The following is a 22,912-nucleotide window of genomic DNA, read 5'->3' as shown; positions in this document are numbered from 1 at the left end:
GGATGCACAGCCCCCAGCCCCATCTTCGACCGACGCTTATTCGCGCCTGCGTAGGCCGGCGCTGGCTGCGGGTAGCCGGCACGGCGGTAGCGGTGTTGGCGCTCGCGGCCAGCGCAGCGGCCTCAGCGTGGGCGGCCGGGCGGCGTGTCCCACCGCACTTCATGGGCGTCTATTGGGGAAACACGGCGATCGATGCGCCGCCCACCTTGCAGGACGAGCAGTGGCGGTTGATGGCGAGGTCCGGAGTCGAGAGCGTGCGCACCGTTTTCAACTGGGCCGAGGCGCAGCCGTGGCGCGAAGCGCCCGCGGACTGGACACGGATCGACGCGGTCGTCGCGCGCGCGGCCGTCAACGGCCTCGACCTCTTGGCTGTGATCTACCCGGCGCCGACGTGGGCGCGGCTCACCACGCGACCAAGCGCGCCGCCCCGTGATCCCTCCACGCTTGCGGCCTTCATGCGACAACTGATCGCGCGCTACGGCCCGAAGGGCAGCTTCTGGAGCGAACATCCGGAGTTGCCGCGACGCCCTGTGCGGCAGTGGCAGATCTGGAACGAGCCGCACTACCGCAACAACTGGGACGTAGCGCGATCCGACCCGGAAGCGTCGCGCCAGCGCTTTCCGCAGGGTTACGTGCGGGTTCTGTGCGGCGCCTACAAGGCGATCAAGCGCGCCGACCGCGGGGCGACCGTGGTGCTCGCCGGACTGACCGAGGACGCTTGGCGATACCTCGCGCAGATTTACCGCGCCGGCGGGCGGGGCTGCTTCGACGTCGTCGCTAGCCAGACGTTCACCGGTAAACCCAAGAACCTGCTGGTGGTGCTCGAGAACATGCGGGCGACGATGCGTCGCTACCGCGATTCCCGGCGTGCGCTCTGGATCACCGAAACCTCGTGGCCCGCAGCACGCGGGCGGGCTCGTTACCCGCGCGGGCAGAGTCCGTTTGTGACCACCGACAGCGGCATGGCCAAGCAGCTGCGCGAGCTCTACCGGCTTGCCGCCCGGGCGGTGCGCGATCCCCAGATCCGCCTCGGCCGCGTGTACTGGTACGAGTGGTCGAGTGCCTACCGAGCGCCCGATTGGATCTTCGACTACAGCGGCCTTTTGCGGATCGAGCCGGATTGGCGCTTCGAGCCGATGCCGGCGCTCGCTGCCTACCGTACGGTTGCACGGGAGCTGACTGGCCGTAGGCTTTAGCGCTCACGGGCGCGGCGCATCGGCGGGCCGCTGCCGGTGTTAGTTAGGGAGCAGCGGGGGCGTCAGCGCAGGGTGTGCACGATCTCGACAGCGGTGAGCAGGGATGCGCGTGTTCGCAATTAAGCAAGCGATGCGGGTTGCCGCGGTCGGCGCGCTGCTGCTGCTCGTTACGGCGGCAACGGCCGCGACCGCGGGGGCCGCAAGGCAGGTGCCACCGCGGTTCCTCGGGATGTTTTGGGGCGACGGCATCGAGGCCGCCCCTCAACCGACTCAAGACGCCGCCTGGAACCTGATGAGTCGCGCTGGTGTGGAGACTGCGCGCCTCGTCTTCAACTGGTCGCTCGCCCAGCCCGAAGCGGACGGGCCGATCGATTTCACTGCGCTCGATCGGGTGGTGGCGCGGGCTGCCCGGACGCGCATCGAGCTCGTGCCGATCGTGATGTACGCGCCGCGCTGGGCACGTATCGCCGACACCGTCGCCGCGCCGCCGAAGGACCCTCAAACGTACGCGGATTTCGTGGCGGCGCTCGTGCGCCGCTACGGTCCGCGCGGCAGCTTTTGGCGCGAGCACCGCGAGCTGCCGTACGTGCCGCTGCGCTACTGGCAGATCTGGAACGAGCCACATCTGCCCTACCAATGGACGGTTCCCGACCGTCGTGAGTTCCGCCGTTACGCGTTTCCGAACGGTTACGTGGCTCTCTTGCGCGCCGCCAGCGCGGCCGTGCACGGTGCCGATCGCTCGGCGCGTGTGGTGTTGGCAGGACTGACCAACGACTCCTGGAACCAGCTCAGCGCGCTCTACGACGCGGGAGTGCGGGGGCTGTTCGACGTCGGCGCGGTGCAGACGTACACCGGCAAACCGGCCAACGTGGTGCGCGCCTTGCGCCTCTTCCGAGCGGTCATGCGTCGCCATGGCGACGGTCGCAAGGGGCTGTGGGCTACCGAGGTCGGCTGGCCGGCGGCCAAGGGGCGCGCCCGTGTCCCGCGCTACGCCCGCGAGGTCGTGACCGACGACCGCGGCGTCGTCAAGCGGCTGCTAGTCGTGCATCGCTTGCTCGTCCGAGCTGTTCGTGACCGCCGTATCGGCGTGCGACGGGTGTACTGGTACTCGTGGATCACGCGCTACCGGGATCGTCAGAACATCTTCGACTACACGGGGCTGCTCGCCTGGAACGGGCGCCGCCGCTTCGTGCGCAAACCGGCCTTCCGGGCGTACGTGGCGGTAGCGCGCGCGCTGGCCGGCTGCGCCCGTCGCAGCGACGGGTCGTGTGTCCCGCTACCGCGTCCGCGTCGACCTAACGTCTCCCGCTAGTGCCAGCTGGCAGCGTGGTCAGTGCCCGCAGGCGTGCGCGCAGGCGCCGTGGTGTCGGTACCAGCTCGGCCGCCGGCAGTGCGGTAACCCGCGCATACCACCACAACACAACGGAAAACACGGTCGCGTAGGAGGCTGTCGAGACGAGGGCCGCCGCCGTGGTTCCGCCGCTGGGCGCGAACAGGGCGAGACCGACAGCCATGACGATCGCTCCCAGGACGTGTGCGAGCGTCGCCGCGAACGGCCGCCCCTCGGCGCCAAGTCCTGACGCCACGATCGAGGCGACGGCGAACAGCACGGCGCCCGGAAGCAGTAGTCGCAAGGGTTCGATCGCCGGTCGGAAGGCGTCGCCGTAGACGAGACCGAGCAGCGGTTCGCCAACGATCGCAAGCGCCAGCGCAGCCAAACCGCACACCGACAGCGTCGCCCAGGCCGAGAGCACCACTTTCGCCCGTGCGCGACCAGCTTGATCGGCGGCGGCGGCCGGCAACACGACCGCAGCGAAGGTGCTCGCCACCTGGTAGACGATCAGGGAGACGTTGGTAGCGACCGAGTAGAGCCCGACTGCTGCGGCGCTCACGAAGGCGGGCAACACGGCGACGTCGAGGCGCGCGCTCAGGTTCGCGGCGACCGTCGAGCCCTGGGCGCGTACCCCGTACCAAAGAGAGCGAGCGGCGACCGCGACGTCCGGCCGGGCCAGTCGTGTTCCGCGCAGCCCGCGCGTTAGCCCGAACGCAACGACGAGTGCGGTCGCGACGGCCAGGGAGGCGAGCGCTCCCGCTACCGAGAGCCGCTCGAGGCGCCACAACGCCAGGTAGCCGAGGGCCGTCAGCGCCGGCTGCCCAACGCGCACCAGGTTGAAGCCGACGTAGTCGTGTCGACCGAGCAGGATCCCGTAGACCAGCTCGAGTCCGATCACGAGCACCGCGGCTAGTGCAAACCAGCGTCCGATCGCGATCGCTTGGCTCTCGCTGGCGAAGATCACGGGCACCAAAAGCTCGGTCACGACGACGGCGAGTGCTGATAGCGGCAGCAGCATCACCAGCCAGCCGGCCACCAGTTGCGGCGTCCGCTGCGGTTCCCGTGCCGCGTAGTACGACAGGCTCTGGGCGACGCCAGCGGCGAACAGGAACCCGCAGAGCTGCACGCCGGAGGCGAGAGCGATGACGATGCCGCGGCCCTCCGGCCCGAGCAAACGGGCCGCGAGAATGCCGGTGATCAGGTTGGCCGAAAGCGAGAGCGCCGAGCACGTGTAGGTGATCGCGCCGGCGCGCACCAGGCGGCGCCGAAGCAAACCGCCGCCCGCGGTTCGGGGTGTAGGAAAGGCGGGTGGGGGCACTCCGCCGAAACCCTAAGACAGCTCTTCACTGGCGGCGAGCGAGGAGAGAGCGGGCTCGTCGGAACGTCCAGCCCGCGCCTGGCGAGCGCAGTTCGAGCGGCCGCAGGCCGACCTTCTCGACGTGGGAGGATCGCCGTGGCGTGCGCTTGCGAGCGGAGTTTCCGTGTTGCTCCTGGCCTTGAGCCTCTCGCTGGCGCTCGCCGATCCGAGCTCGGCGGCGCGGGTGCAGGTGGCAAGTGCCGAGCGGTTCCTCGACTCGGTGGGGGTGGTCACGCACGTCGCCTACTTCGACACCGCCTACGCGCGCTGGCCCGAGCTAGTGGAGCGGCTCCGCGAACTCGGCGTTCGCAACCTCCGCGACGACGCTTACGCCAATCCCGCAGCGAGCTGGCGCGATTGGAACCGGCGCTACCTGTCGGCGATCGAACGCGCCCGTCGAAACGGTCTGCGTTTCTTGTTCGCGCTGGGCGCACCGGGGTTTGCCGGCGGTAGCGCGGAGCAGCTAGTGGCGGCGGTGGCAACGGAGCTGCGGGGCGCGGCCGCAGCCCTCGAAGCGCCGAACGAACTCGACCACTTCGATGGCGCAAAGGGCTGGGAGCAGCGCCTGCGCGTCTACACGCGGCGCCTGCGGGAGCTGATCGACGGGCGTCCGGAGCTCCGTGCCTTGCCGTTCGTCGGGCCCTCGTTCGGAAGTTGGGACGGGCCAGCATCGGCCGGCTTCCTGGCCGACTGGTTCGACGTCTGCAACGCTCATCCGTATCCCGGCGGTTTGCCCGCGAACCCAGCGCGGGTCGCCCTCGAGATCGCGCGCCTGCGCCCAGTGTGCGGCTCGCCAACGCGGGTGTGGGCGACCGAAGCGGGCTTCCACAACGCCCTCGGTGCGCGGTCCTCGCAGCCCGGCCTGCCCGAGGACGTTGCCGCCGCCTACGTGCCGGGGATGCTGCTCGAGTTCTTCAAGGACGGAATCGAGCGCACCTACCTGTACGAGCTGGTCGACGAGCTACCCGACCCCGCGGGGCGCGACGCGGAGCGCCACTACGGGCTTTTACGCTACGACCTAACACCGAAGCCCGCGTTCGCTGCGGTGCGGAACCTGCTGCGAACAGTGCGCACGGCGCGGAGCGAAGAAGGTCGCGCGCGTTCAGCCAGCATTAGCGCCAACGTTTTCGCACCACCGACGGTCCGCAGCCTGCTCCTTCGACGTAGCGACGGGCGCGCCGTGGTGGCCCTCTGGCGCACCGATCCGCTGTGGGATCCGTTGCGACAACGCCGTCTCGACGTGCCCGTGCTCCGCGTGCGGCTGGCGCTCGACGGTGGCAAGCCGCTGTCGGTTGTCGACCCCACCAGTGGTGCTGTCGGTCGACCGCCTCGCTTCGAGGCCGGCACTCTGCGCATTGCGCTCGACGGTTCGCCGCGCCTGGTGGTCGTAGCGGCCAATCGGGGTGCGCAGTAAGGTGGTTTCGCCCCCTGTCGCGGTGGAGCCCCCGCGGCGGCAAGGTTTAGTGGTCGACTTCGAGTCGAACCTTGCGCGTTCTCTTCGTCAACCACACGGCGGCGATGAGTGGAGCCGAACGAGCTCTGCTCGACCTGCTGGAGTGTGCGGCAGAGCGGCACGAGCTGTTGGTGCTAGTGCCCGACGGCCCGCTCGCAAGGGCGCTCGACGAACGTGGTATCCCGCGATCCGCGCTGCCGGCCTTCGAACTGAGCTTCCGCCTGCATCCGCTGCGGACCCCCCGATCGCTCGTCCCGTTCGCGCCAGCGGCCTCGCGGTTGGCGCGGATCGCCAAGCGGTTTCGTCCGCATCTCGTTTACGCCAACACGCCGCGCGCCGCTTTCTCGGCGATCCCGTGGTGCCGCAGGCATCGCACGCCGCTGGTGGTGCGTGCCCACGAGCACTTTCCCGCGAACCTCTCGGGACGCCTGGTGGCTCGCTTGCTGGCGCGCGGCGCCGACGCGATCTGCGCGGTGTCGCGCGACACCCGCGAGCGCTTGCAAGCCGCACTTGGGCGCTCCCGCGGTCGTGCGCGCCTCGTCCATCTCCACAACGGCATCGATCTCGAGCGCTTCCGACCCGACCCTACGGGGGCCCGCCGGGTTCGCGATGAGTTCGGCGCCGATGCCTCGGTGGCGCTGCTCGTCCAGATCGCTCAGATCACCCCCTGGAAGGGTCAGGATCTGGCGATTCGCTGTTTGGCGGGGTTGGTCGCCGAGGGCTTCGATGCGAAGCTCGTGCTGGTCGGCGAGGTGGCGTTCTCGGGGCCAGCGGTGGCCTTCGACAACCGCGCCTACGAGCGCCAGCTGCGGCGCCTCGTCGCCCAGCTCGGGGTCGTCGACAGGGTGGTCTTCGCCGGCGCGCGCAACGACGTCCCGGCAATCCTGACCGCCGCCGACCTGACGCTCGTGCCCTCCTGGTGCGAGCCGTTTGGCCTGGTTACCGTGGAAAGCATGGCCTGCGGGACACCGCCGCTGGTTTCCGAACGAGGTGCCGGCCCCGAGTTGATCGCCGACGGCGAACACGGGCGGCTGCTGCCTCCCTGCCGGCCGGAGCTGTGGAGCGCGGCGGCGGCGGAACTGCTGCGAGACCGCGAGCGGCTGGAAGCGATGGGACGGAGCGCGCGCGCGGCGGCGAGCCGCTTCGACCGGATGCGGGCAGCGCTTGCGATGGAGGAGCTATGGCGGGATCTCGCGCATCGCGCCTGAGCGCTCCGGTCGCGCTCGAGCCGGCTCGGCTAGACCGGTCGACGCCCCGATTTCTTTTGCTGGTCGCGCTCCCCCTGGCACTGGTCGTGGCATTCGCAACGCCGCTGTACCCGCAGGTGGCCTGCGCAATCGCGCTGCTGGTGGCCGTCCTCGCCGTCTACGCGAGCGACCGACGGCGCGGCTTGTTCGCGCTGCTCGCGCTGTGGTTCGTGGTGCCCGGCGTCCGCCGCGTGCTCGGCTACACGACGGTTCAGCTGGCCAACGATCCGCTCTCGCTGCTTCCCTTCGTGGCGACCGCGGGGGCGGCCTTGATCGAACTCACGAGGGCGCGGATACCGCGTCCCGGACTGCTCGCGGCGACGGCCATCGGGGTGGCTTTCGCGATCGGCCTGCCGCTGGGGTTCGCCGAGGCGCCGCTGCCAGCGATGTTCGCCTTTGGTGCCTACGTGTCGGGTCTCGGTGGGGGTCTCCTGCTGGGCGCGACGTTGCCGCGCGACGAACCGATCCGCGTGCTCTTCCGAGCGGTCCTGGTGCTGGTACCGCTGATCGCCCTTTATGCGCTGTGGCAGCGGATCGCCGGGTTACCGCGCTGGGATCAGGCGTGGCTCGACTTCAGCGGCTTTTGGAGCATCATCGTCGAGCGAGAGGGGGCGCTGCGCGTCTTTTCGACCCTCAACAGTCCTGGGACGCTGGCGCCGCTCCTTGCCTTCGGCCTGTTGGCAGCCCTCGTTTTGCGGCGACGCCCAACTTTCGCGCTGGCCTTCGCGGCGCTCTGCGGGGTCGCGCTCGCGCTCACCTACGTGCGGTCGGCGTGGCTGGCGTTGATCGCCGGGGCGCTCGCGTTCGTGGTTGCCACGCGCGGCCGGGCGTTGCCGGCGGTCGCGGGTTTCGCAATCACGGCTGTCGCGGTGACCGCGCTGCTCTCCCCGGTCAGCCCAGCCGCCCGCGAGGTCGTCGCGCGGGTGCACACGATCAGCGCGGCGAGCAGCGACCGCTCGGTGAACGAGCGTCGGCAAACCCTGGTCGAGCAGTTGCCAGCGTCGCTGACGAAGCCCCTCGGCCACGGCGTCGGGAGCGCCGGCGAGCCCTCGCGTCTGCGTGGGGAAACGCCTCTGCGCGCTCCCGACAACGGCTATCTGTCGCTGCTCTACCAACTCGGTCCGATCGGCTTCGGTCTGGTGGCGATGGTCCTCGCGGCGGCCGCCGGTCGCGCTAGCCGCCTGTTGCGCGAAGACGAGGGCGAACTGCGGGCCTGGGCGTTCGCGCTTCTTGCCTACTACCTGGTGCAGCTCACCGCTCAGGACACCTTCTACGGCGTGCACGGGGTGATTCTCGGCTTGCTGCTCGGGTGGGCGCTCGGGTCACCTGTGGGCGGTGTCGACCGTCGCCTTGCGCGCGCCGCCACGGTCGACCGGCGGACGCTGGCCGACGGATCGAGGCTGCGCTAGTTTGGATTGCGCTTGCGGATACCCGCAAGGAAGCGATAGCCCCTCCGTTAGCGACTAATCGGACGGTAGCCCCCGTGTCATCGACGATCGAGACGCCCCCATTGCTCGACGTGCTGCGCCGCCGCTGGCCACTGGTGTTCGTGGTCAGCTTGCTCGTTGGGATAGCTGCAGCGGTGTTCGCAATCGCCAATCGCGACTACTACGAGTCGACGGCCAAGCTGCTCTTTCGGCAGACCATCGGACCGGAGCAGAACGCTTACGGGCTGGCTCCCACCTCGCCCGACGTCGACAAGCTGGCGCGGGATTTTGAGCAGCTCGTCGAGTCGCGTGACGTCGCCGAGAACACGGCTGCTGCACTGCGGCGGCGCGGAATCGCGGCGACGACCGAGGATGTGCTCGCCGACGTCCGCGTAACCGGTGGTCGCGACAGCGACGTGGTGACAATCGTCGCCCGCGCGCGCCGACCCGAGCGGGCGGCGCTGCTCGCCAACCTCTACGCACGCAGCGCACAAGAGCTCGCGGGCGCTGCTGAGCGGCGCGCCGCGCTGCGGCTGGCGCGCTTGGTGAGAGCGGAGTTGCGCCAAGCGGCGCGCCGACGCACGACGGCAGCGGTGCAGCGCCTGTCCAGCTACCTGGAGCGCCTGGAGCTGCTCGCTTCCGGCGACAACGCTGTGCCGCGCCTGATCCAGCGCGGCTACGTGCCGACCGGCAAGGCCGGCGACCCGATCCAGACGGTGTTGCTCGGCTTGATCTTCGGGGCGGTGCTGGGTAGCGGGCTGGCGCTCGTGCGCGAGCAAACGGACCGACGGCTGCGTCGCAGCGAGGACGTGGTGGCGGCTTTCGGAGCGCCCGTGTTGACGACCTTGCCCTTCTCGCGTCGATTGAACCGGGAAGGCCCGCTGGGTCTGCTCGACCCCGAGTTGGCGGAGGCGTTCCGGGTCCTCGACGCCAACCTGCGCTTCACCAACGGACGTCCGCTATCGGCGCTGGCGATCTGCTCGCAAGGGCGCGACGAGGGGCGCAGCACCGTCGCCTGGCATTTGGCGGCTGCGGCCGCGCGCTCAGGTCTGCGGGTTGCGGTCGTCGAGGCTGATCTGCGGCGACCGGTGCTGGCCCGTCGTCACGGGTTGCACGCCGCCCCGGGCCTGCTGCAGGTTCTGCGCGGCCAGGCATCGCCGCTCGACGTGCTGCAGGTCGCGCCGTTGTCATTGGAAGGCCTCGACGAGCGGCGCGGGAGCCTGCACGTGATCACCGCTGGCGGATCGCCTCCGGATCCCTGGAGTCTGCTGCAGTCGTCGGCGATCGGGCCGGTACTGGACGTGATCCGTGGCAGTCACGACCTGATCGTCATCGACACGCCGCCGCTTGGTCACTATGCCGACGCGGTGGCGGTCGTGCGCGGAATCGACGGCGTTGTCGCGGTCGCGAGGCTCGGCGAGACGCGTCTCGCCGACGCCGCGCGTTTCACCGGTCAGCTCCAAGCACTGCGCGTCCCGGTGTTCGGCGTCGTGGCCAACGGGGGCTCGATCAGCGGCGGCTACTCGCTGCAGCCGATCACCCTGGCCTCGGCCGACGAGGAGTCCGAGGGCACGCCGCCGCTGCGGCGAAGCCGGACGCCCGGCGGCCCGCTCGCGCCCGGCCTGCGCGACCGCTGACATAACCGCGGCGCGCCGCCGGAACCCGCGACCGCAAACCGCAGTCCTTACTCGACGCTCGCGCCCGGCCTACGCGACCACTGACGGAACCTGCGACGGCGGTCAGCGGCCGGTGCCGATCGACCTGCGACGGCGGTCAGCGGCGAGTGCCGATGTGCTCGCCGCTTTGCCGGCTCAGCACGTAGCGAAGCGTGCGCAGCAAGATCTTCAGGTCCTGCCAGAGCGACCAGTTCGCGCAGTACAGGTAATCGATCGCGACCATGTCGCTCAGCGGCACGCGGCTTGAGCCGAGGATCTGCCAGGGCCCAGTGATGCCCGGGGCGACCGCATAGCGACTGCGTTGCCAGCCGTTGAAGAGGCGGTCCTCTTCGCAGATCAAGGGACGCGGACCAACCAAGCTCATTTCGCCGCGCAGGACGTTGAAAAGTTGCGGCAGCTCGTCGAGCGAGTAACGCCGGAGCAGCCGCCCGACCGGAGTGGTCCGCGGATCGTTGGCGATCTTGAAGAGCGGCGCAGCCTGGTTGAGGGCGCTCAACAGAGGCTTGAGCTCATCAGCTCCTTCGAACATCGTGCGGAACTTGAAGATCTCGAATCGCCTGCCGTCTTTGCCGACGCGGATCTGTCGGAACAGCACGGGCCCGCGCGAGCTGCACTTGATAGCCAGCGCGATCAGTCCCATGAGGGGCGCCAGCAGGATCAGGAGCGCGCCGGCCAGGGCTACGTCAAACAGGCGCTTGGCAACACGCCCGCACGGCCCGATCCCGAACTCGCGCAAACCGATGAGGACCTGACCGCCGAGATCGTCGGTGACCGCTGCGCTGCCGGCCGCGGCGGGAACCGGCGCAAGTAGCGAAATCCGTACGCCGAGCGCGTGTGCGCGGCGCAGAAGATCGTCGAGCTCGCCGGCAGCTAACTCACCCGGAGCCAAAACGACGCGGTCGATGTGTCGCGTCAGCGCCACCGCTTCGAGGTCATTGGGTGCGCCTAGCCGGCGATCCGCGATCGCGCGCGGCTCGGACTCCCGCCCGAGTCGGCCGACCAAAGCGACGTTCAGTCGTGGATCCCCGTTCACCTTGCGTTTCAACAGCGCGTAGGCGGGTCCGTCGCCCACGACGAGCACCCGCTCAGGAGCCGTCAAGGCGCGCCCGGCGCGCCGCACGGCCAAGCGCGCGACGGCGACGCTGGCGACGAGGGCCGCCCCCGCCGCGAGCCCCGGGGCCCCCGATGACACGCCGAGCGACGCGCCCAGCGCCAGCACCACCACGGCCGCGACGGCGGCGATCCGCGGCACCTCGTCGAGCGTCGCGTGGTTGAGCACAAGCGGTTCGCGGGCGTAGAGACCCGCGAGCTTCGCGACCAACGGGACCAGCCCCGCGCCGGCGAACCAGACCGGCAACGTCGGTGCGCGGCCGGTCACGCTCGCTAGCAGGCCGACCCAGATCAGCACGGCAGCGACATCCCCGACGACGAGCAGCAGCCGGCGATAGAAGGAGGTTCGCGCGAGCGCACGGCGCAGAGGCGGCTGGCCGAGCGCCGGATAACCGGGGGCGAGCTTGTGCCGTTCCCGACTGCGGGTGCGGGTCGCGTCGGTCATGGTGGGGGCGCTCTCATTCGTAACGCAGCTAGTGGCCTGATTCCAGTCCTCTAGGCGTTTTTTCGAGCTTCCTTGCGCGCGCTGCGAGCGCTAAGCGCCCGGGCGAGCGTGCCGAAGCGGCGGTCGCTGCGGTCAGCGACAGCGCCGCGCGTCGTCGCCCTTGCGGCAGCCCTCGAGTTGCGCGGCGAGCGACCGGTAGGTGCCCAAGATCGGCATCGGCTTGAAGCTCGTTCCGCGCATCTGTGTGAGACCCGAGTAGCGGAACAGCATCACGGTCGCGGGACCGACCGGGTCGTAAGCGGTGGCCCACGTGTACCACTGAACATGAGTGAGGCGGAGCCGCTTACGCCACGCGGCCAGCCGGAGGAAGGCGGCCCGCATGCGCTCTGCTTGCTGGCGTGGCGTGACCTCCATGTAGAAACGGGCCTGCCGCGGCACCTTACCCTTGCCGGCCGGCCAGGTGATCTCGGTCACAAGCAGCGGCTTTTTGCGATCGCCAGCCTGGTCCATGCGTTGGCGCACGCGCCGCAGGATCTCTGTGGTCTGCCAGGCGGTCTTGGCGACGGAGCGCGGATCGTTGGTAAACGGATGCACCGAGATCGCGTCGAAGTACTGCCGCGCGCCGGCGCGGTAGAGGTCACGGACGGCGTCCCAAGGGTTGTACGAGCGGCCATAAGCGACCAGCGAGCCGGCGATCACGCGAGCCCGGCGGTCGACGCTTTTGATCTGCGGATAGGTCGCGCGCAGCAGGCGCGCGTACCCCGGTGCCCACGGGGATTCCTGCCAGTGCCAAGGCGCTGTCTGCTCGTTCCAGATCTGCCACAGCGTGATCGGATTGCGCGGCACCGCACGGTTCTCTCGCCAAAACTCGCCGTTGCTGCCATAGCGGCGCACCAAGAGCGTCATCAAGGCGGCGAAGCGCACGCGATTAGCGTCGCTCGGCGGGAACCGCCGGCACTCGGGATCGAGCGGGGCGCTCGAAGCCCAGCACGGCGTGCCGGAAACGTTGAGGATGATCTGTAGCCGGGAGCGACTTGCGCTGCGTACGAGCTTGTCGACCTCGGTCAGCGAGTAGCTGCCCGGGGTCGGCTCCAGCGAGCCCCAATCGAAGGTAAGGCGCACCGACTCCACACCCGAACGCGCCATTAGCGCGAACTGACGGTCGAGCACCGACTCCGGAACCGAGAACATCTCCGGCGGTACCACGCTGCCCAAAAACCCGAAGGGGACCCTGCGTTTTGCCGCTACGGCGGGCGCGGCCAAGCCCGTAGCGAGCAGACCGCCGATCAAGGTGCCCAGCACGAGCAGGCGGGGCGGGCGCTGTAGCACCCGTGAGATGCGTCGGATACGTGGGTTCGACGGGGATTGGGAGGGTGAGGGGGACGCTAGCGGGGGCATAAAAGCGAACCTAACACGACCGCGGCGGTCGCGCTGGCTGCTGCCTCGCTAGTAGGCACCACCGCCGCGAACGATCGCCGAGAAGGTGCGCAGAAGGATCTGGAAGTCCTTGCGCAGGGTGTAGTTCTCGACGTACTCCCGCTCCACCGCCAAGCGCTCCTGGAAGCTCAAGTCGCCGCGACCGTGCACCTGCATCGGCCCAGTCAGTCCAGGTCTCATCAGCAGGCGTAAGCGTTCGTGCTCCGCATAGCGATCGACGAGCCAGGTTTCCTCGGGTCGTGGTCCGACGAGGCTCATGTCGCCGCGCACCACGTTGATCAACTGCGGCAGCTCGTCCAGTGAGAGTCGCCGCAGGATGCGTCCCACGCGGGTGACCCGGGGATCGTTGGGGATTTTGAAGACCGGTTCCTCGAGCTCGTCGACGTTGAGCAGCTCGCACAGCCGCCGCTCGGCGTCGACACACATCGTCCGGAACTTGAGCATCGTGAACGGCTTGCCGTCCTTGCCTGCGCGGGGCTGTCGGAACAGCGCCGGACCGCGCGAGTCGAGTCGGATCGCCACCGCGATCAGCGCCATCAGCGGCGCCACCAGCACCAGCAGCAGGCCGCCGACGATTACGTCGATGGCGCGCTTGAGAGCGATCGTCGAAGGCGGCGTTGGCCAAGTGGCGTACTCGATCAACGGCAGCTCCGCGATGTGTGTGAGCTCGACGGCCGTTCCGAGCATCGCCGGCATCGGCGGCACCACGCTCAGCTTGCAGCCGCTCTGGCGGCATGCGGCGAGCACGCGCGCGAGCGTCTGCTCGTCGAGCTCCGGAGCGGCCAAGACGATCCGCTCGAGTTCGAAGTGGCGAATCAACTGACGGAGGTCGTCGACCGAAAGGTCGTCGATCAGCACGCTTCCCCACAGGGGATCACGATCGGCGGCCGAAGCGGCATGGCGGCCGTTGCGTTTGGCGCCGAGCGCGACCGGGGCGCGGCTCGTCGCTTCGGCGTCGTCACGGGTAGCGATGAGCGCCGCATCGTTGGCGACGCGACGCACGCGACCGATCACTTCCACGTTGTGGTGCGGCTCGAGCGTCAGCTTGCGACCGACGCTGCGCGCAAGCTCACCGTCTCCGATCACGAGGGTCCGCTCGGGTGCCACCAGGCGACGCCACAGTCCGCGGGCCGCAGCGCGCATGGGGAAAGCCGCGCCGAGCGCGACGAAGTAAAGGGTCAGTGCGCTCTCGAGCCGGATCGTTTGTTCGGGCAGGCCGCGCAGCACGAAGAGGGTCGCCGCGCTCGAGACCGTCACCCAGTGAAAGATCTTCGACGCCTCGTCGCTCGTGCGGTGCCAAATGCGCGGATGGTCGGCGTCGTAGAGCCCTTCGAGCTTCGCGACGAGCGCCCACAGCGGAGCAAGCCAAAGCGACCAGAGCGGATCCGTCGTGCCCTCGACGAGTGTGGCTGCGGCGACCGCAAGCAGGAACACCAGCACGTCGGCGGCGAACAGCAAAAGGCGCCGCCGAGCATCCTTTTGGGCAGCGACCGGCTGTCGGGCCTCGAGCCGCGTGGACAGAGGGGCTACACGCGCACGCGGCGCCTCGCGCACCCGCGGGACTGTGGGGGCAGATTCCACGGTGGGGTCGTAGCGAACTTAACTCAGCCGCCGCCTCGTTTCCAGCCCGGCGGACATCTGACATCTGTCGAGCACAGCCCCAGGCGTCAAAAGCGGTGGCGCTTTTTGTGCGGCGGCGGTACGGTGTCGGCGAGCGGCGAATAGCCGCCCTGCGCTCCCGGTACCCCACACAAGTTGTTCGCCTCCGATCAAGTCCGACCACGGCTCGGGCTCGTGTTGCACGAGGGTGAGCTCGGTGGCGCAACCGTTTCGCTTTTGCGCATGGCGCCGCAGCTCGCTGAGCGTTGGGAGCTACGCGCCTGGGTTCCGCAAGAGGGGCCGGTGTTGTCGGTGCTCGAACGTCTCGGCATTCCCGCTTGCCTGCAACACCGCCCACACGCCTTCAGCCTGGCGGGAATGCTCGAGCCTCCCGGTGTCTGGCGGAGAAGTCTCGGCGTGCCCGCGTACCTCGCCGAATGGAGCGCGTGGTTGCGCCGCGAAAGCCCTGACCTGCTGTTGTTCAACACGGTGCTGACTACCCCCGAGCTGCTCGCGTCGGTGGCGGCGGGCGGCCAGCGGCCACGCACCGTCCTGCACGTTCACGAATTGCTCGACCGTTCGCCCAAGGCGCTCTTGGCAGCACAACTCGCGCGTCTTGCGGAGCTACGACTGGTTCCCTCGTTGGCCGCGCGCGCGCGCTTGCGGCGCTTAGGGGTCGACGCCGACGTGCTCTACCCGGGCGTCCCCGAGCCACCACTGTCACGGCGCCGCTCGAGTGCCCGGAGCCGACGTCCGGTGGTCGGGTACGTCGGGACCGTTTGTCCGGTCAAGGGCGCCGACCTCTTCATCGCGGTCGTCGAACGCCTACGCGCGCAACTCGGCGACGACGCCTTCAGTGCGCGGCTGGTCGGACGGGCCGCCGCTGGACGCTGGCGCGAGTGGGGGGAACAGACGCTCGCGTTGGCGTCCCGCCGAGGTATCGACTGTCGCGTACCGCCGCCCGATGCCGATGACCGCTGGTCGCTACGCGAACTAGCGGAGATCGACGTGCTGGTGGTGCCGTCGCGGGCCGATGCCTGCCCACTGGTGGTGCTCGAAGCGATGGCTAGCGGCGTCGCGACGGTCGCGTTCGCGGTCGGCGGCGTGCCCGAGCAGCTCGACGGAGGGGCGGGCGTGCTGGTACCGGCCGGCAACGTCGCGGCGCTGGCGCAAGCGGCGGCGCTGCTGGTGCGCGATCCGCGGGAGCGGCGTCGGCTCGCGCTCGCTGGGCGCGAGCGCCAACGCCGCTTGTTCGGTCTCGAACGTCAAGCGCGGGGACTGGACCTCATCCTCCACAGAGTCTTGGGGCGGACGCCGCGCTCGGCGGCGGTCACGACGATCCAGGCGGCCGCGACAGCGAGTCCGGTGGTCAACAGCATCGCGCCGAGCGGGCGCGTCAGCAGCAGATACGAGTAGCCGAAGGCGATCGCGCGTACCAGCTCTGGGCGTCTGCCGTGGCGGCGGCGAAGCAGCCCCCAGCCGGCCCCGCCAAGCGCGCCGACCGCGACCAGCAGCGTGCAGGCGGCCGGCCAACCGAAGTTCCAGTAGAGCTCGCCAGCGAGCGTGAATGGTGTCCCGGCGCGGGCCGAAGTACCCATCGTCGCCCGCGCCAATTCGAAGTCGATGGGCAAAGGCTTCTCCGGGTAAAGGCGGCGGGGCAGGAACGCGAGGGGCGCTTGCGCGAGCGATCGACCACCGAGCCGTCGCAGCTCGCTCGGAACGAGCTGTTCGAGCACGACGAGGTGATCGAACTCGACGAAGTCGCGGGTGGCGTCCAGCAGGGGGTTGCCGTGCAGCGACTGAGCGACAGCCTCGCGCAGAGGCAACGTTTGGGCGAGCTCGCGCACGCTGCGCATCCAGGCAAACCCGGCGAGCAGCAAAACCCCGGCGAGTGCCAGCGGGAGCGCACGGGAGCGCGTGATCGTGCCCCGCGAGGCGACGAGGGCGAGCGCCGCGACGCCGGTGGCGAGCAGCTGTCCACGGGTCTGCAAGGCGACGCTCGCGGCCAGCGCGACGGCGCTGGCCGTGCCCACGAGCAGCAACCTGCGCGGCGTCGGCCGTTCGCGCCAGGCCTGTACAGCGACCAGCGTCGCGCCAAGGCAAAGCGCGAACCCGAAGACGTAGTGGCCGCCGCCGAACTGGTTCAAATGCAGCCGGCTTGGATCGTCGAGCAGGGCCGCGAAGCCTCCGTTCCGGAAGAACAAGATGGCCCACAGCGCCGTACCCACTGCAAGCGCTCCGCCGAGCGCTCCGACGAGCCTCCGTTCGCTAAGCGGCGGACCTGTGGCGGCGTCGTTCGCGGGCCGAGACAGCGCCCCGCGCGCGCCCTCGCCGCCGCCCCCACCACCGCCAGCGGCACCGCCGCGTTCCCTGAGCGCCAGCCACGAACCAGCGAAGGCGACCCCGAAACCGAAGAAAGCGAGCGTTCCGAGGGCAGCTGTACGGCCGAGTTCGGCGAAGTCGAAGCCGAGCCACAAAAGCGGATAGGCGGCGTCGCTTGGTGCCAGCGCCAGCGCCGCCGGTCGCAACGCAAAGACCAAGGCGACCATCAAGGCCGCAACTCCCAGCGGGGAGAGCAAAGCATCGCGCAAGCCGAAACACCGGGCAGCCAAAAGCAGCGAAGAGCCGACGAGCAGCAGCACCATCGCTGCGCACAGCAGCACCCCGCCGGCGTCGCGCGGCGGCCTCGCGACCGACGCCGTGAGGAACCCGAGTGCCAGCGCCGCAGCCAGCTCGGGGGCGCGCCGTAAAGCACGGTGTGCGGCAGCGCCCGTTGCGCGAGCCTCCATTGCGGGATCGCCCGTTGTGGGATCCCCCGTTGCGGAAGCGACGCCGCTGCCGGAGCGCGAGCTCTCGACCGCGAGGCGCCAGTTGCCTACCCAACGCCTGACGTAAAGCATCTGCGAGACGTTCGCGAAAGCGAAAGCTGCGAACGCCCCGAGACCGATCGCCTGCTCGCCCAGCAGGCTGTGCGTGAGCAGCGCCGTCGCCGTGCCGATCGCGCACGAGCTTGCCAGTGCCGTCGCCCCGACCCAAGTCTTGCGCCCGACCAGAATCAACTCGCCTTGCGGTCCCGCCGCGGCGTCGAGCAGGCGTGCCGCGATCAAGAGCATGAGCGTCGTTCGCCACGGCGCGTAGTCGCTGCTGAAAACAGCGAGGATGGGACCCGCCGCGACCGCTCCGACTAAGCAGATCGGCAGCGTCACGATCAGACCGCCTAACGCTCCTTGCGCGATCAAGCGGCGCGCGCGACGGGGATCGCAACGTGCCACCGAGGCGGCCAGGGAGGGGACGAGCGTCGCGACCACCGCCTGGTAGCCCCAGCTAAAAACGCCGGCGATGCGCGTGGCTGCGAACAGGCCGGCGGCAGCGGCACCCGATACACCGACTACCGCGCCGATCAGCACCGGCAGCCAGACGTAGACCTCGGCCAGCGTGGTCAGCACCGCCGCCCCGATTTCGTCGCGGCGCACAGCCACCCGCTCGCGCCGCGGGTCGACGAGTAGCAGCGCGAGGTTCGCGCCCAACGAACGAGCGGTGATCGCCGCAGCAGCAAGCAGCGCGAGCAGCGCAGCAGCGGCGGTCGCCGCGGCAAGGCCGAGCAGGCTGTCGATCGCGAGAGGCGACGCGAGGAGCGCGACCAGGGTCGGCGGCAGCGACCACACGACGTTCTGGACCCAGCCCGCGAGATCGGCGCGAGCGCGCGCTTTGAGCACGCTCGCGAAAAAGCCGGTTCCCGCCCAGGCGACCGCCAGCACGGCGAGCGCGGCGAGCGCTGCAGGCGAGTCGGGCGCTCCCACTAGTGAAGTGAGGGGCCAGAAGAGGAGCGCGGCGACCGCGAGCCCGACGATCAGCACACCGCCCAACGAGGCGGGCGGGCGGCGTGCAGCGTCCGCTTCGGCAAGCGCCCGGGCCACCACACCGTCGCTTCCGAAGCGGACCGCGACGCTCAAAAGCCAAGCGCTCGTCCAAAGCATGAAGAAGTGCCCAGCTTGCTCGCTGCCAAGCGCGTGCCCGACCGCCCAGACATGAGCGAGGGCCAACGCGCCGTTTGCTGCGCGCGTCAAGAAGTAGACGCCGCCGCGACGCGTCGCGGTGCGCGGCAGCAGCAGGCCGATCGATGCCAGTGCGGTTGCCTGGGGACGCGCGCTCACCTGGCCTCCGCACGCCGAGCGGCAGCGTCTGCGGGCGCGAGCGGGTCGAGCCCGAGTTCCTTGCGTAGCCACGAGGTCGCGGCGACTCGCAGCGCGCCCGCAGGGCCGCCTACGCGCACACCGAGCACCCAGGTCTCGGTCGCCGTCACCGGCTGGCCGTGCGGGCGCGTGTCTAGGCGAAGGATCACCCGGCGCGCCGCCCCGGAGCGCTCCGAAGCGACGACCGTCGCCCGCGTCGCCCGCAGTCTGTCGCCGAGCGCGCCGGCGAGCGCGCTCACCAACCGCTTGCGGGGTAGGGCCGCGCGGTCTTGGCTGGGGGTGAGCCTGAGGACGCCTGCCACGTCACCCCGTTGCAGGCGCGACCACCAGTCGAGCGCGGCACGCTCGTAGCGGTCAGCGGCTCCTTGGCGCTCGAACACACTGGGCGGTCGCCCGGAAATTCCCGCCAGCGCAGCACCGGTGAGGGCTGCCAGCGCGATCGCCAGAAGGCGGCGGCCGGTCCCTGTGCGGTGCTCTCCCTTGGGCTGCGTGACGCTCATCGGTGCGGGCGCTGCGGCGAGGACAGCCGCACACCGGCGATCAGCCAGCGGCCTCGGCTTCTGCGCATCACCAACGCCAATGGCGAGGGTTGCGCCCAACGCTCGCCGCCGATCGCACGTGCTCCGGGGGTCGGATGGCCGACGGCGAGCTCGAAGCGCAGCAGCGCGCGTCGGCTGTGGGTCTCAGCGCGCGGCATCGCGAGCGCCAACTTGGCGGCCGGAGCTCCGGCCAGCACGCGCACCACTCGTCGTGCAACCGAAGTGCGCGCCTGGGGAGCGACGTACGACCAGGCGCTCGCTGCGTCACCGAGCTGCAACGCTCGCCAGAACGCGAGGGCCGAGTGCTCGGGCGAATCCTTGGGAAAGGCCGCTAGCTCGCTGCGTCGCAGCAGCACGACGTCGCGTCCCCGCGACGCGGCGAGCTCGCGGGCCAGGTCGGCTTCGCCGCGGCCGCACCCGCTGGTCAAGGCGACCAGCGCTGCGACTAACACTCCGAGGCGGCCGATGGCAGCGGGACGCCTGTGCGTCGCGCGAGGTGGGGGCACGGGTCGATGCTAACGGTGCCTGGGCGGCCGCAGCTAGCGGCCGATCCTCATGCGAGCTGACGGCCGCAGCGTTTCGTCGCTCTCACGGTCCGCTCAACGCTCCAAAGCCCGCGCGATCAGCGCGGCCAAGCGAGCTCGGAAGCGGGCGGTCGAAAACTCCTCGGCGCGACGTCGCAGGGCGGCTGCATCCCAGTGCCGCGAGGCGACCTCGACGACGGCCGCTCGGATCCGCTGGGCAGTGGCGGGCGGCTCGACGAGCACCCCGTCCACCCCGGGTCGCACGATGTCGAGGGCGCCGCCGCGCGCCAGGCCGACCACCGGTGTTCCGCTCGCCAGTGCCTCGACCATCGAAATCCCGAAGTCCTCCTCGCCCACGTGGACGAATCCGCCGGCTCGCGCTAGCAGCTCCACCAGTTCTCGTCGCTCAAGCCAGCCGAGAAGCTGGACGTTCGGCGGCAGCCGCTTTCGCAGTTCGCGCTCCAGCGGCCCGATACCGACCATCGTCAGGCGCAGCTCCGGGAGGCCCGCGAACGCTTCTGCGACTTCCAGCGGCCGCTTGTAGGGAACTAGACGGTGGACCCAAACGAAGTGATCGCGTTCGCGCTCTCTGTCGGCACGGAATTGCTCGACCGCGACCGGTGGCGGCACGACCTCTGCGTCGCGGCCGTAGAAACGACGAATGCGCTCCGCCACGGCCCGCGAATTGGCGACGTAGAGGTCGGGACGGCGCGATGCGCGGAGGTCCCAACGGCGCAGCGCGCGACCCGCTAACGCGAGCCCGAGAGCTGTCAGCCCACGCTGGCGCCGGTCGTCAGACTCGGGCAGCCAGACGTAGCGCATCGGCGTGTGGCAGTAGCAGAGGTGGAAGGTCTCCGGCGGCGTGCGCACCCCGGCTGCGCAGGCGTGGGACGAGCTCACGACTACCTCGTAACCGCGCAGGTCGAGGCGCTCGAAAAACACCGGCATGTAGGGCAGCAGCCAGCGCCAGCGACCGGGGTTGTGACCGCGTTGGCGAAGTCCCGGCAGCCGTGCCAGTCGCGACTCGCGGACGATCGCCGCCGCTAGGCGCGGTGGCAGCAGCTCGCGCGCGGCGTGGAAGGTGAAGACGTGGGGGTCCGGCTCGAAGAGGGGCAGCATCTCCCACACCGTGCGTTCCGCACCGTGGAACCCTTGGAACCAGTCGTGCACGATCGCTGCGCGCACGCGCAGCGGCGCCGGTTCAGCCGCGGGCGCGCCCTCAGTGGTGCGCTCGTCGAGCAGTCTGCGCAGTCCCTCAGCCACGGTGCACCACTGGTCGACCAGGTTCGCGCTGCCAGGTGTGGTGGCGTTCAAGAGCACGGCGGATGCCGAGCGGGCGGCGGAGCCGCACGCGCCCCCGGTAGGGCGCTCCGGCACGCCGATAGCGGCGCCACTCGCGTAGACCCGCGAGGCGTCCGCGCAGCGGTGCGAGCGAACGCAGGACGATCGCGGCGTAGGCCACGTAGGAGAGGTCGTAGAGGAGGATGCCGGGCAGGCTCCGCAGCAAAAGCGACGCCGGCGCGTTCTTGGCGAGCGTGCGCACGCGGTTGCGCCCCACCAGGTAGAGCTTCTGCGGAGAACCGTGGCGCGCGGTGGCGGAGTGGTGATGAATCACCACCGCCCGCGGCTCGTAGAGCGCACGCCAACCGCGGGCGCGTGCACGCCAAGCGAGGTCTGCGTCTTCGAAGAACGCGAAGTAGCTCGGGTCGAAGCCGCCGACCTCCTCGAGCATGCGACGACGGAAGAGCGCCGCGCCTCCCGTAGCGCCGAAAACCTCGGCCGGTCGTGCGACCTCCGGGTCGTCGATCGGGCGCCCGACCAGGCGGTCTTCGGCGACGCCCAGGCGATCCATCTCCATGCCTGCCGAGTTGACTAAGCCAGGCCGGTCGGCGAAGCGCATCTGCGCCGCGACCGCCCCGACGTCGGGCGCTGAGCGGGCGGCTTCGAGCATCAGGCGAAGCGCGTCCGGCGCTACCGTCGTGTCGTTGTTGAAAACCGCAACCCACTCGCCTTCGACCGCGGCGAGTGCGTGAGCCATGCCGCCGGCGAAGCCCTCGTTACGCTCCAGCTCGAGCAGCTTCGCGCTGGGAAAGCGGCTGCGGACGAGCTCGCGCGAGCCGTCCCTGGAGCCGTTGTCGACCACCACCAGCTCGGTTGCGATCGGGGTGCGCCGGCAAGCCTCGACCAGCGATGCGAGACAGCGCTCAAGAAGGTCGCGGCGGTTGCAGTTGATCACCACCACCGACAGCAGGTCGGGCCGCAGGCCAGCCCGACCCTCGCGCGGGCTCCCAGGCGTCGACCGCACGGCCGGCGATGCCGGTGCCGGGAGTGCCTCGGCCAGCAGGCCGTCGATCAGTGCGTCGGTCAGGCGCGCGGCGCGCTCCCAACTGAACTGGCGCGCGCGAGCAAGTCCGCGCCGCACGAGCGTGGCGCGCAGATCCTCGTCGGTCAAGACCCGCAGCAAGCCATCAGCGAGCTGCTCGGCGTCCGTTGGGTCGACGAGCAGTGCCGCGTCGCCGCAAGTTTCGGGCAACGCCGAGCGGTTCGAGCAGACGACCGGTGTGCCGCTTGCCATGGCCTCCAAGATGGGGATGCCGAAGCCTTCGTAGAGCGACGGCAGCACAAACGCGGCGGCCTCCGCATAGAGCGCGGGGAGGTAGCGATCGTCGACGTAGCCGAGCGCTCGGATCGCTGGGATCCGACCGGGACGCATGTAATGCCGCCCGGAGCCCGCTGCTACGAGGTCGACCCCGAGCGCCCGCAGGCGCTCTGCGGAGAGCTCCAGCGCCCCCAAGTTTTTGCGCGCGATCCGTGTCCCGACGACTAGCACGAACGGACGCTCCAGACCGAACTGCGCGCGTACCGCGGGGTCGCGGGCGTGCGGGCCAAAACGCTCGTCGACGCCGTTTGGGACGACGGTGATGCGGTCGGGTCGCAAGCCGAGTTCTTCGATCAGCTCGCGGCGCGAAAACTCGGACGGCGTAACGACGTGCAGAGCGCGCCGCGCGAGCAGCGGCAGCATCACGCGCTGATAGGCGGAGTAAACCGAGGAGTACCAATCGGGGTGACGCAGCGGTGCTAGGTCGTGGACGACCAGCACGTTGCGTCGCGAGACCACCGGCGCCAGGTTCGCCGGGCAGTAGATCAGCGCGCCAGGTCCGGCCGCCAGCGGGAGGTAGAGCTGTTCCCAAAGGTGCCCGCGCCGGTGAGCCCACGACGCGGGCGGCTGCAGGACTCGGTAGCGCTCGGGTCGCAACCTCGGCAGGCGGCTCGCCATCTCCGAGGCGACACGCTCGACGCCGCCGACGTGCAGCCGCGCCGCCGCTCTGGCGTTGATTACGACCTTGCCGACTGCGCGACGGTCTCTTCTCACGGT

General features: G+C 70.0%; 15 protein-coding genes. 7 read left to right on the top strand and 8 right to left on the bottom strand.

Features of this window, described 5'->3' with window-relative positions:
* The first annotated feature begins 2 nt into the window (after positions 1–2).
* Together BLW41_RS00715 and BLW41_RS00710 are read left to right on the top strand one after the other, a co-directional pair.
* The gene (locus BLW41_RS00715; protein WP_143038498.1) at positions 3–1,196 is read left to right on the top strand and encodes a hypothetical protein; all 1,194 of its coding nucleotides are present in this window, start codon (positions 3–5) and stop codon (positions 1,194–1,196) included.
* Between the two features lie 103 nt (positions 1,197–1,299).
* The gene (locus BLW41_RS00710; protein WP_093115315.1) at positions 1,300–2,508 is read left to right on the top strand and encodes a hypothetical protein; all 1,209 of its coding nucleotides are present in this window, start codon (positions 1,300–1,302) and stop codon (positions 2,506–2,508) included.
* On the opposite strand, the gene BLW41_RS00705 is transcribed toward BLW41_RS00710, so the two are convergent.
* A complete protein-coding gene (locus BLW41_RS00705; RefSeq protein ID WP_177169218.1) occupies positions 2,492–3,784 on the bottom strand; it encodes an oligosaccharide flippase family protein in 1,293 nt (430 codons plus the stop codon). The genes BLW41_RS00710 and BLW41_RS00705 overlap by 17 nt on opposite strands.
* Before the next feature lie 226 nt (positions 3,785–4,010).
* On the opposite strand from BLW41_RS00705, the gene BLW41_RS00700 reads away from it, so the two are divergent.
* The 4 genes from BLW41_RS00700 (at position 4,011) to BLW41_RS00685 (ending at position 9,650) form a co-directional block, all read left to right on the top strand.
* Positions 4,011–5,300, top strand: coding sequence for a hypothetical protein (locus BLW41_RS00700; RefSeq protein ID WP_093115311.1), 1,290 nt, complete (start codon positions 4,011–4,013; stop codon positions 5,298–5,300).
* A 71-nt stretch (positions 5,301–5,371) separates the two neighbouring features.
* Positions 5,372–6,547: a glycosyltransferase family 4 protein gene (locus BLW41_RS00695; protein WP_093115309.1), complete on the top strand. Its 1,176-nt coding sequence runs from the start codon at positions 5,372–5,374 to the stop codon at positions 6,545–6,547.
* 116 nt (positions 6,548–6,663) lie between these two features.
* Positions 6,664–7,995, top strand: a complete 1,332-nt coding sequence (locus tag BLW41_RS00690; RefSeq protein ID WP_218138157.1) for an O-antigen ligase family protein — start codon at positions 6,664–6,666, stop codon at positions 7,993–7,995.
* 74 nt (positions 7,996–8,069) lie between these two features.
* On the top strand, positions 8,070–9,650 hold the full coding sequence (locus tag BLW41_RS00685) for a tyrosine-protein kinase domain-containing protein (protein ID WP_143038497.1): 1,581 nt from the start codon (positions 8,070–8,072) through the stop codon (positions 9,648–9,650).
* 136 nt (positions 9,651–9,786) lie between these two features.
* Here the strand turns inward: BLW41_RS00685 and BLW41_RS00680 are convergent, their stop codons facing one another.
* The 3 genes from BLW41_RS00680 to BLW41_RS00670 all read right to left on the bottom strand — a co-directional run bounded on the left by BLW41_RS00680 (position 9,787) and on the right by BLW41_RS00670 (position 14,235).
* The gene (locus tag BLW41_RS00680) at positions 9,787–11,244 is read right to left on the bottom strand and encodes an exopolysaccharide biosynthesis polyprenyl glycosylphosphotransferase (RefSeq protein ID WP_093115304.1); all 1,458 of its coding nucleotides are present in this window, start codon (positions 11,242–11,244) and stop codon (positions 9,787–9,789) included.
* A 132-nt stretch (positions 11,245–11,376) separates the two neighbouring features.
* A complete protein-coding gene (locus BLW41_RS00675; RefSeq protein ID WP_093115302.1) occupies positions 11,377–12,573 on the bottom strand; it encodes a beta-galactosidase in 1,197 nt (398 codons plus the stop codon).
* A gap of 117 nt (positions 12,574–12,690) precedes the next feature.
* Complete coding sequence (locus tag BLW41_RS00670; protein ID WP_093115300.1) at positions 12,691–14,235, bottom strand: sugar transferase; 1,545 nt, start codon at positions 14,233–14,235, stop codon at positions 12,691–12,693.
* Positions 14,236–14,436: 201 nt separating this feature from the next.
* Here BLW41_RS00670 and BLW41_RS00665 point away from each other — a divergent pair, with 201 nt between their 5' ends.
* Positions 14,437–15,696, top strand: a complete 1,260-nt coding sequence (locus tag BLW41_RS00665) for a glycosyltransferase family 4 protein (protein WP_143038494.1) — start codon at positions 14,437–14,439, stop codon at positions 15,694–15,696.
* A gap of 2,734 nt (positions 15,697–18,430) precedes the next feature.
* Here BLW41_RS00665 and BLW41_RS00660 read toward each other — a convergent pair.
* The 4 genes from BLW41_RS00660 to BLW41_RS00645 all read right to left on the bottom strand — a co-directional run bounded on the left by BLW41_RS00660 (position 18,431) and on the right by BLW41_RS00645 (position 22,909).
* Positions 18,431–18,973, bottom strand: coding sequence for a hypothetical protein (locus BLW41_RS00660; protein WP_093115296.1), 543 nt, complete (start codon positions 18,971–18,973; stop codon positions 18,431–18,433).
* Positions 18,970–19,518 carry a hypothetical protein gene (locus BLW41_RS00655; RefSeq protein WP_143038493.1) on the bottom strand — a complete coding sequence of 183 codons (549 nt, stop codon included), beginning with the start codon at positions 19,516–19,518 and terminating at the stop codon, positions 18,970–18,972. Before BLW41_RS00655 ends, BLW41_RS00660 begins: the two co-directional genes overlap by 4 nt.
* A gap of 93 nt (positions 19,519–19,611) precedes the next feature.
* Positions 19,612–20,799 (bottom strand): glycosyltransferase, encoded by a 1,188-nt coding sequence (locus tag BLW41_RS00650; protein WP_143038492.1) that lies wholly within the window; start codon positions 20,797–20,799, stop codon positions 19,612–19,614.
* Positions 20,792–22,909, bottom strand: a complete 2,118-nt coding sequence (locus tag BLW41_RS00645; RefSeq protein WP_177169217.1) for a glycosyltransferase — start codon at positions 22,907–22,909, stop codon at positions 20,792–20,794. The genes BLW41_RS00650 and BLW41_RS00645 overlap by 8 nt, the downstream gene beginning before the upstream one ends.
* Between the last annotated feature and the right edge of the window lie 3 nt (positions 22,910–22,912).

The organism is Thermoleophilum album (genome assembly GCF_900108055.1).
Classification (GTDB): domain Bacteria; phylum Actinomycetota; class Thermoleophilia; order Solirubrobacterales; family Thermoleophilaceae; genus Thermoleophilum; species Thermoleophilum album.
Note: the sequence above shows the minus strand (reverse complement) of the source record. Positions and strands in the feature narration are given on the sequence as shown.

Excerpts from the sequence above, each read along its gene's own strand:
- BLW41_RS00715 (WP_143038498.1), top strand. The coding sequence starts at position 3 with ATGCACAGCCCCCAGCCCCATCTTCGACCGACGCTTATTCGCGCCTGC.
- BLW41_RS00710 (WP_093115315.1), top strand. The coding sequence starts at position 1,300 with ATGCGCGTGTTCGCAATTAAGCAAGCGATGCGGGTTGCCGCGGTCGGC.
- BLW41_RS00680 (WP_093115304.1), bottom strand. The coding sequence starts at position 11,244 with ATGACCGACGCGACCCGCACCCGCAGTCGGGAACGGCACAAGCTCGCC.
- BLW41_RS00660 (WP_093115296.1), bottom strand. The coding sequence starts at position 18,973 with ATGAGCGTCACGCAGCCCAAGGGAGAGCACCGCACAGGGACCGGCCGC.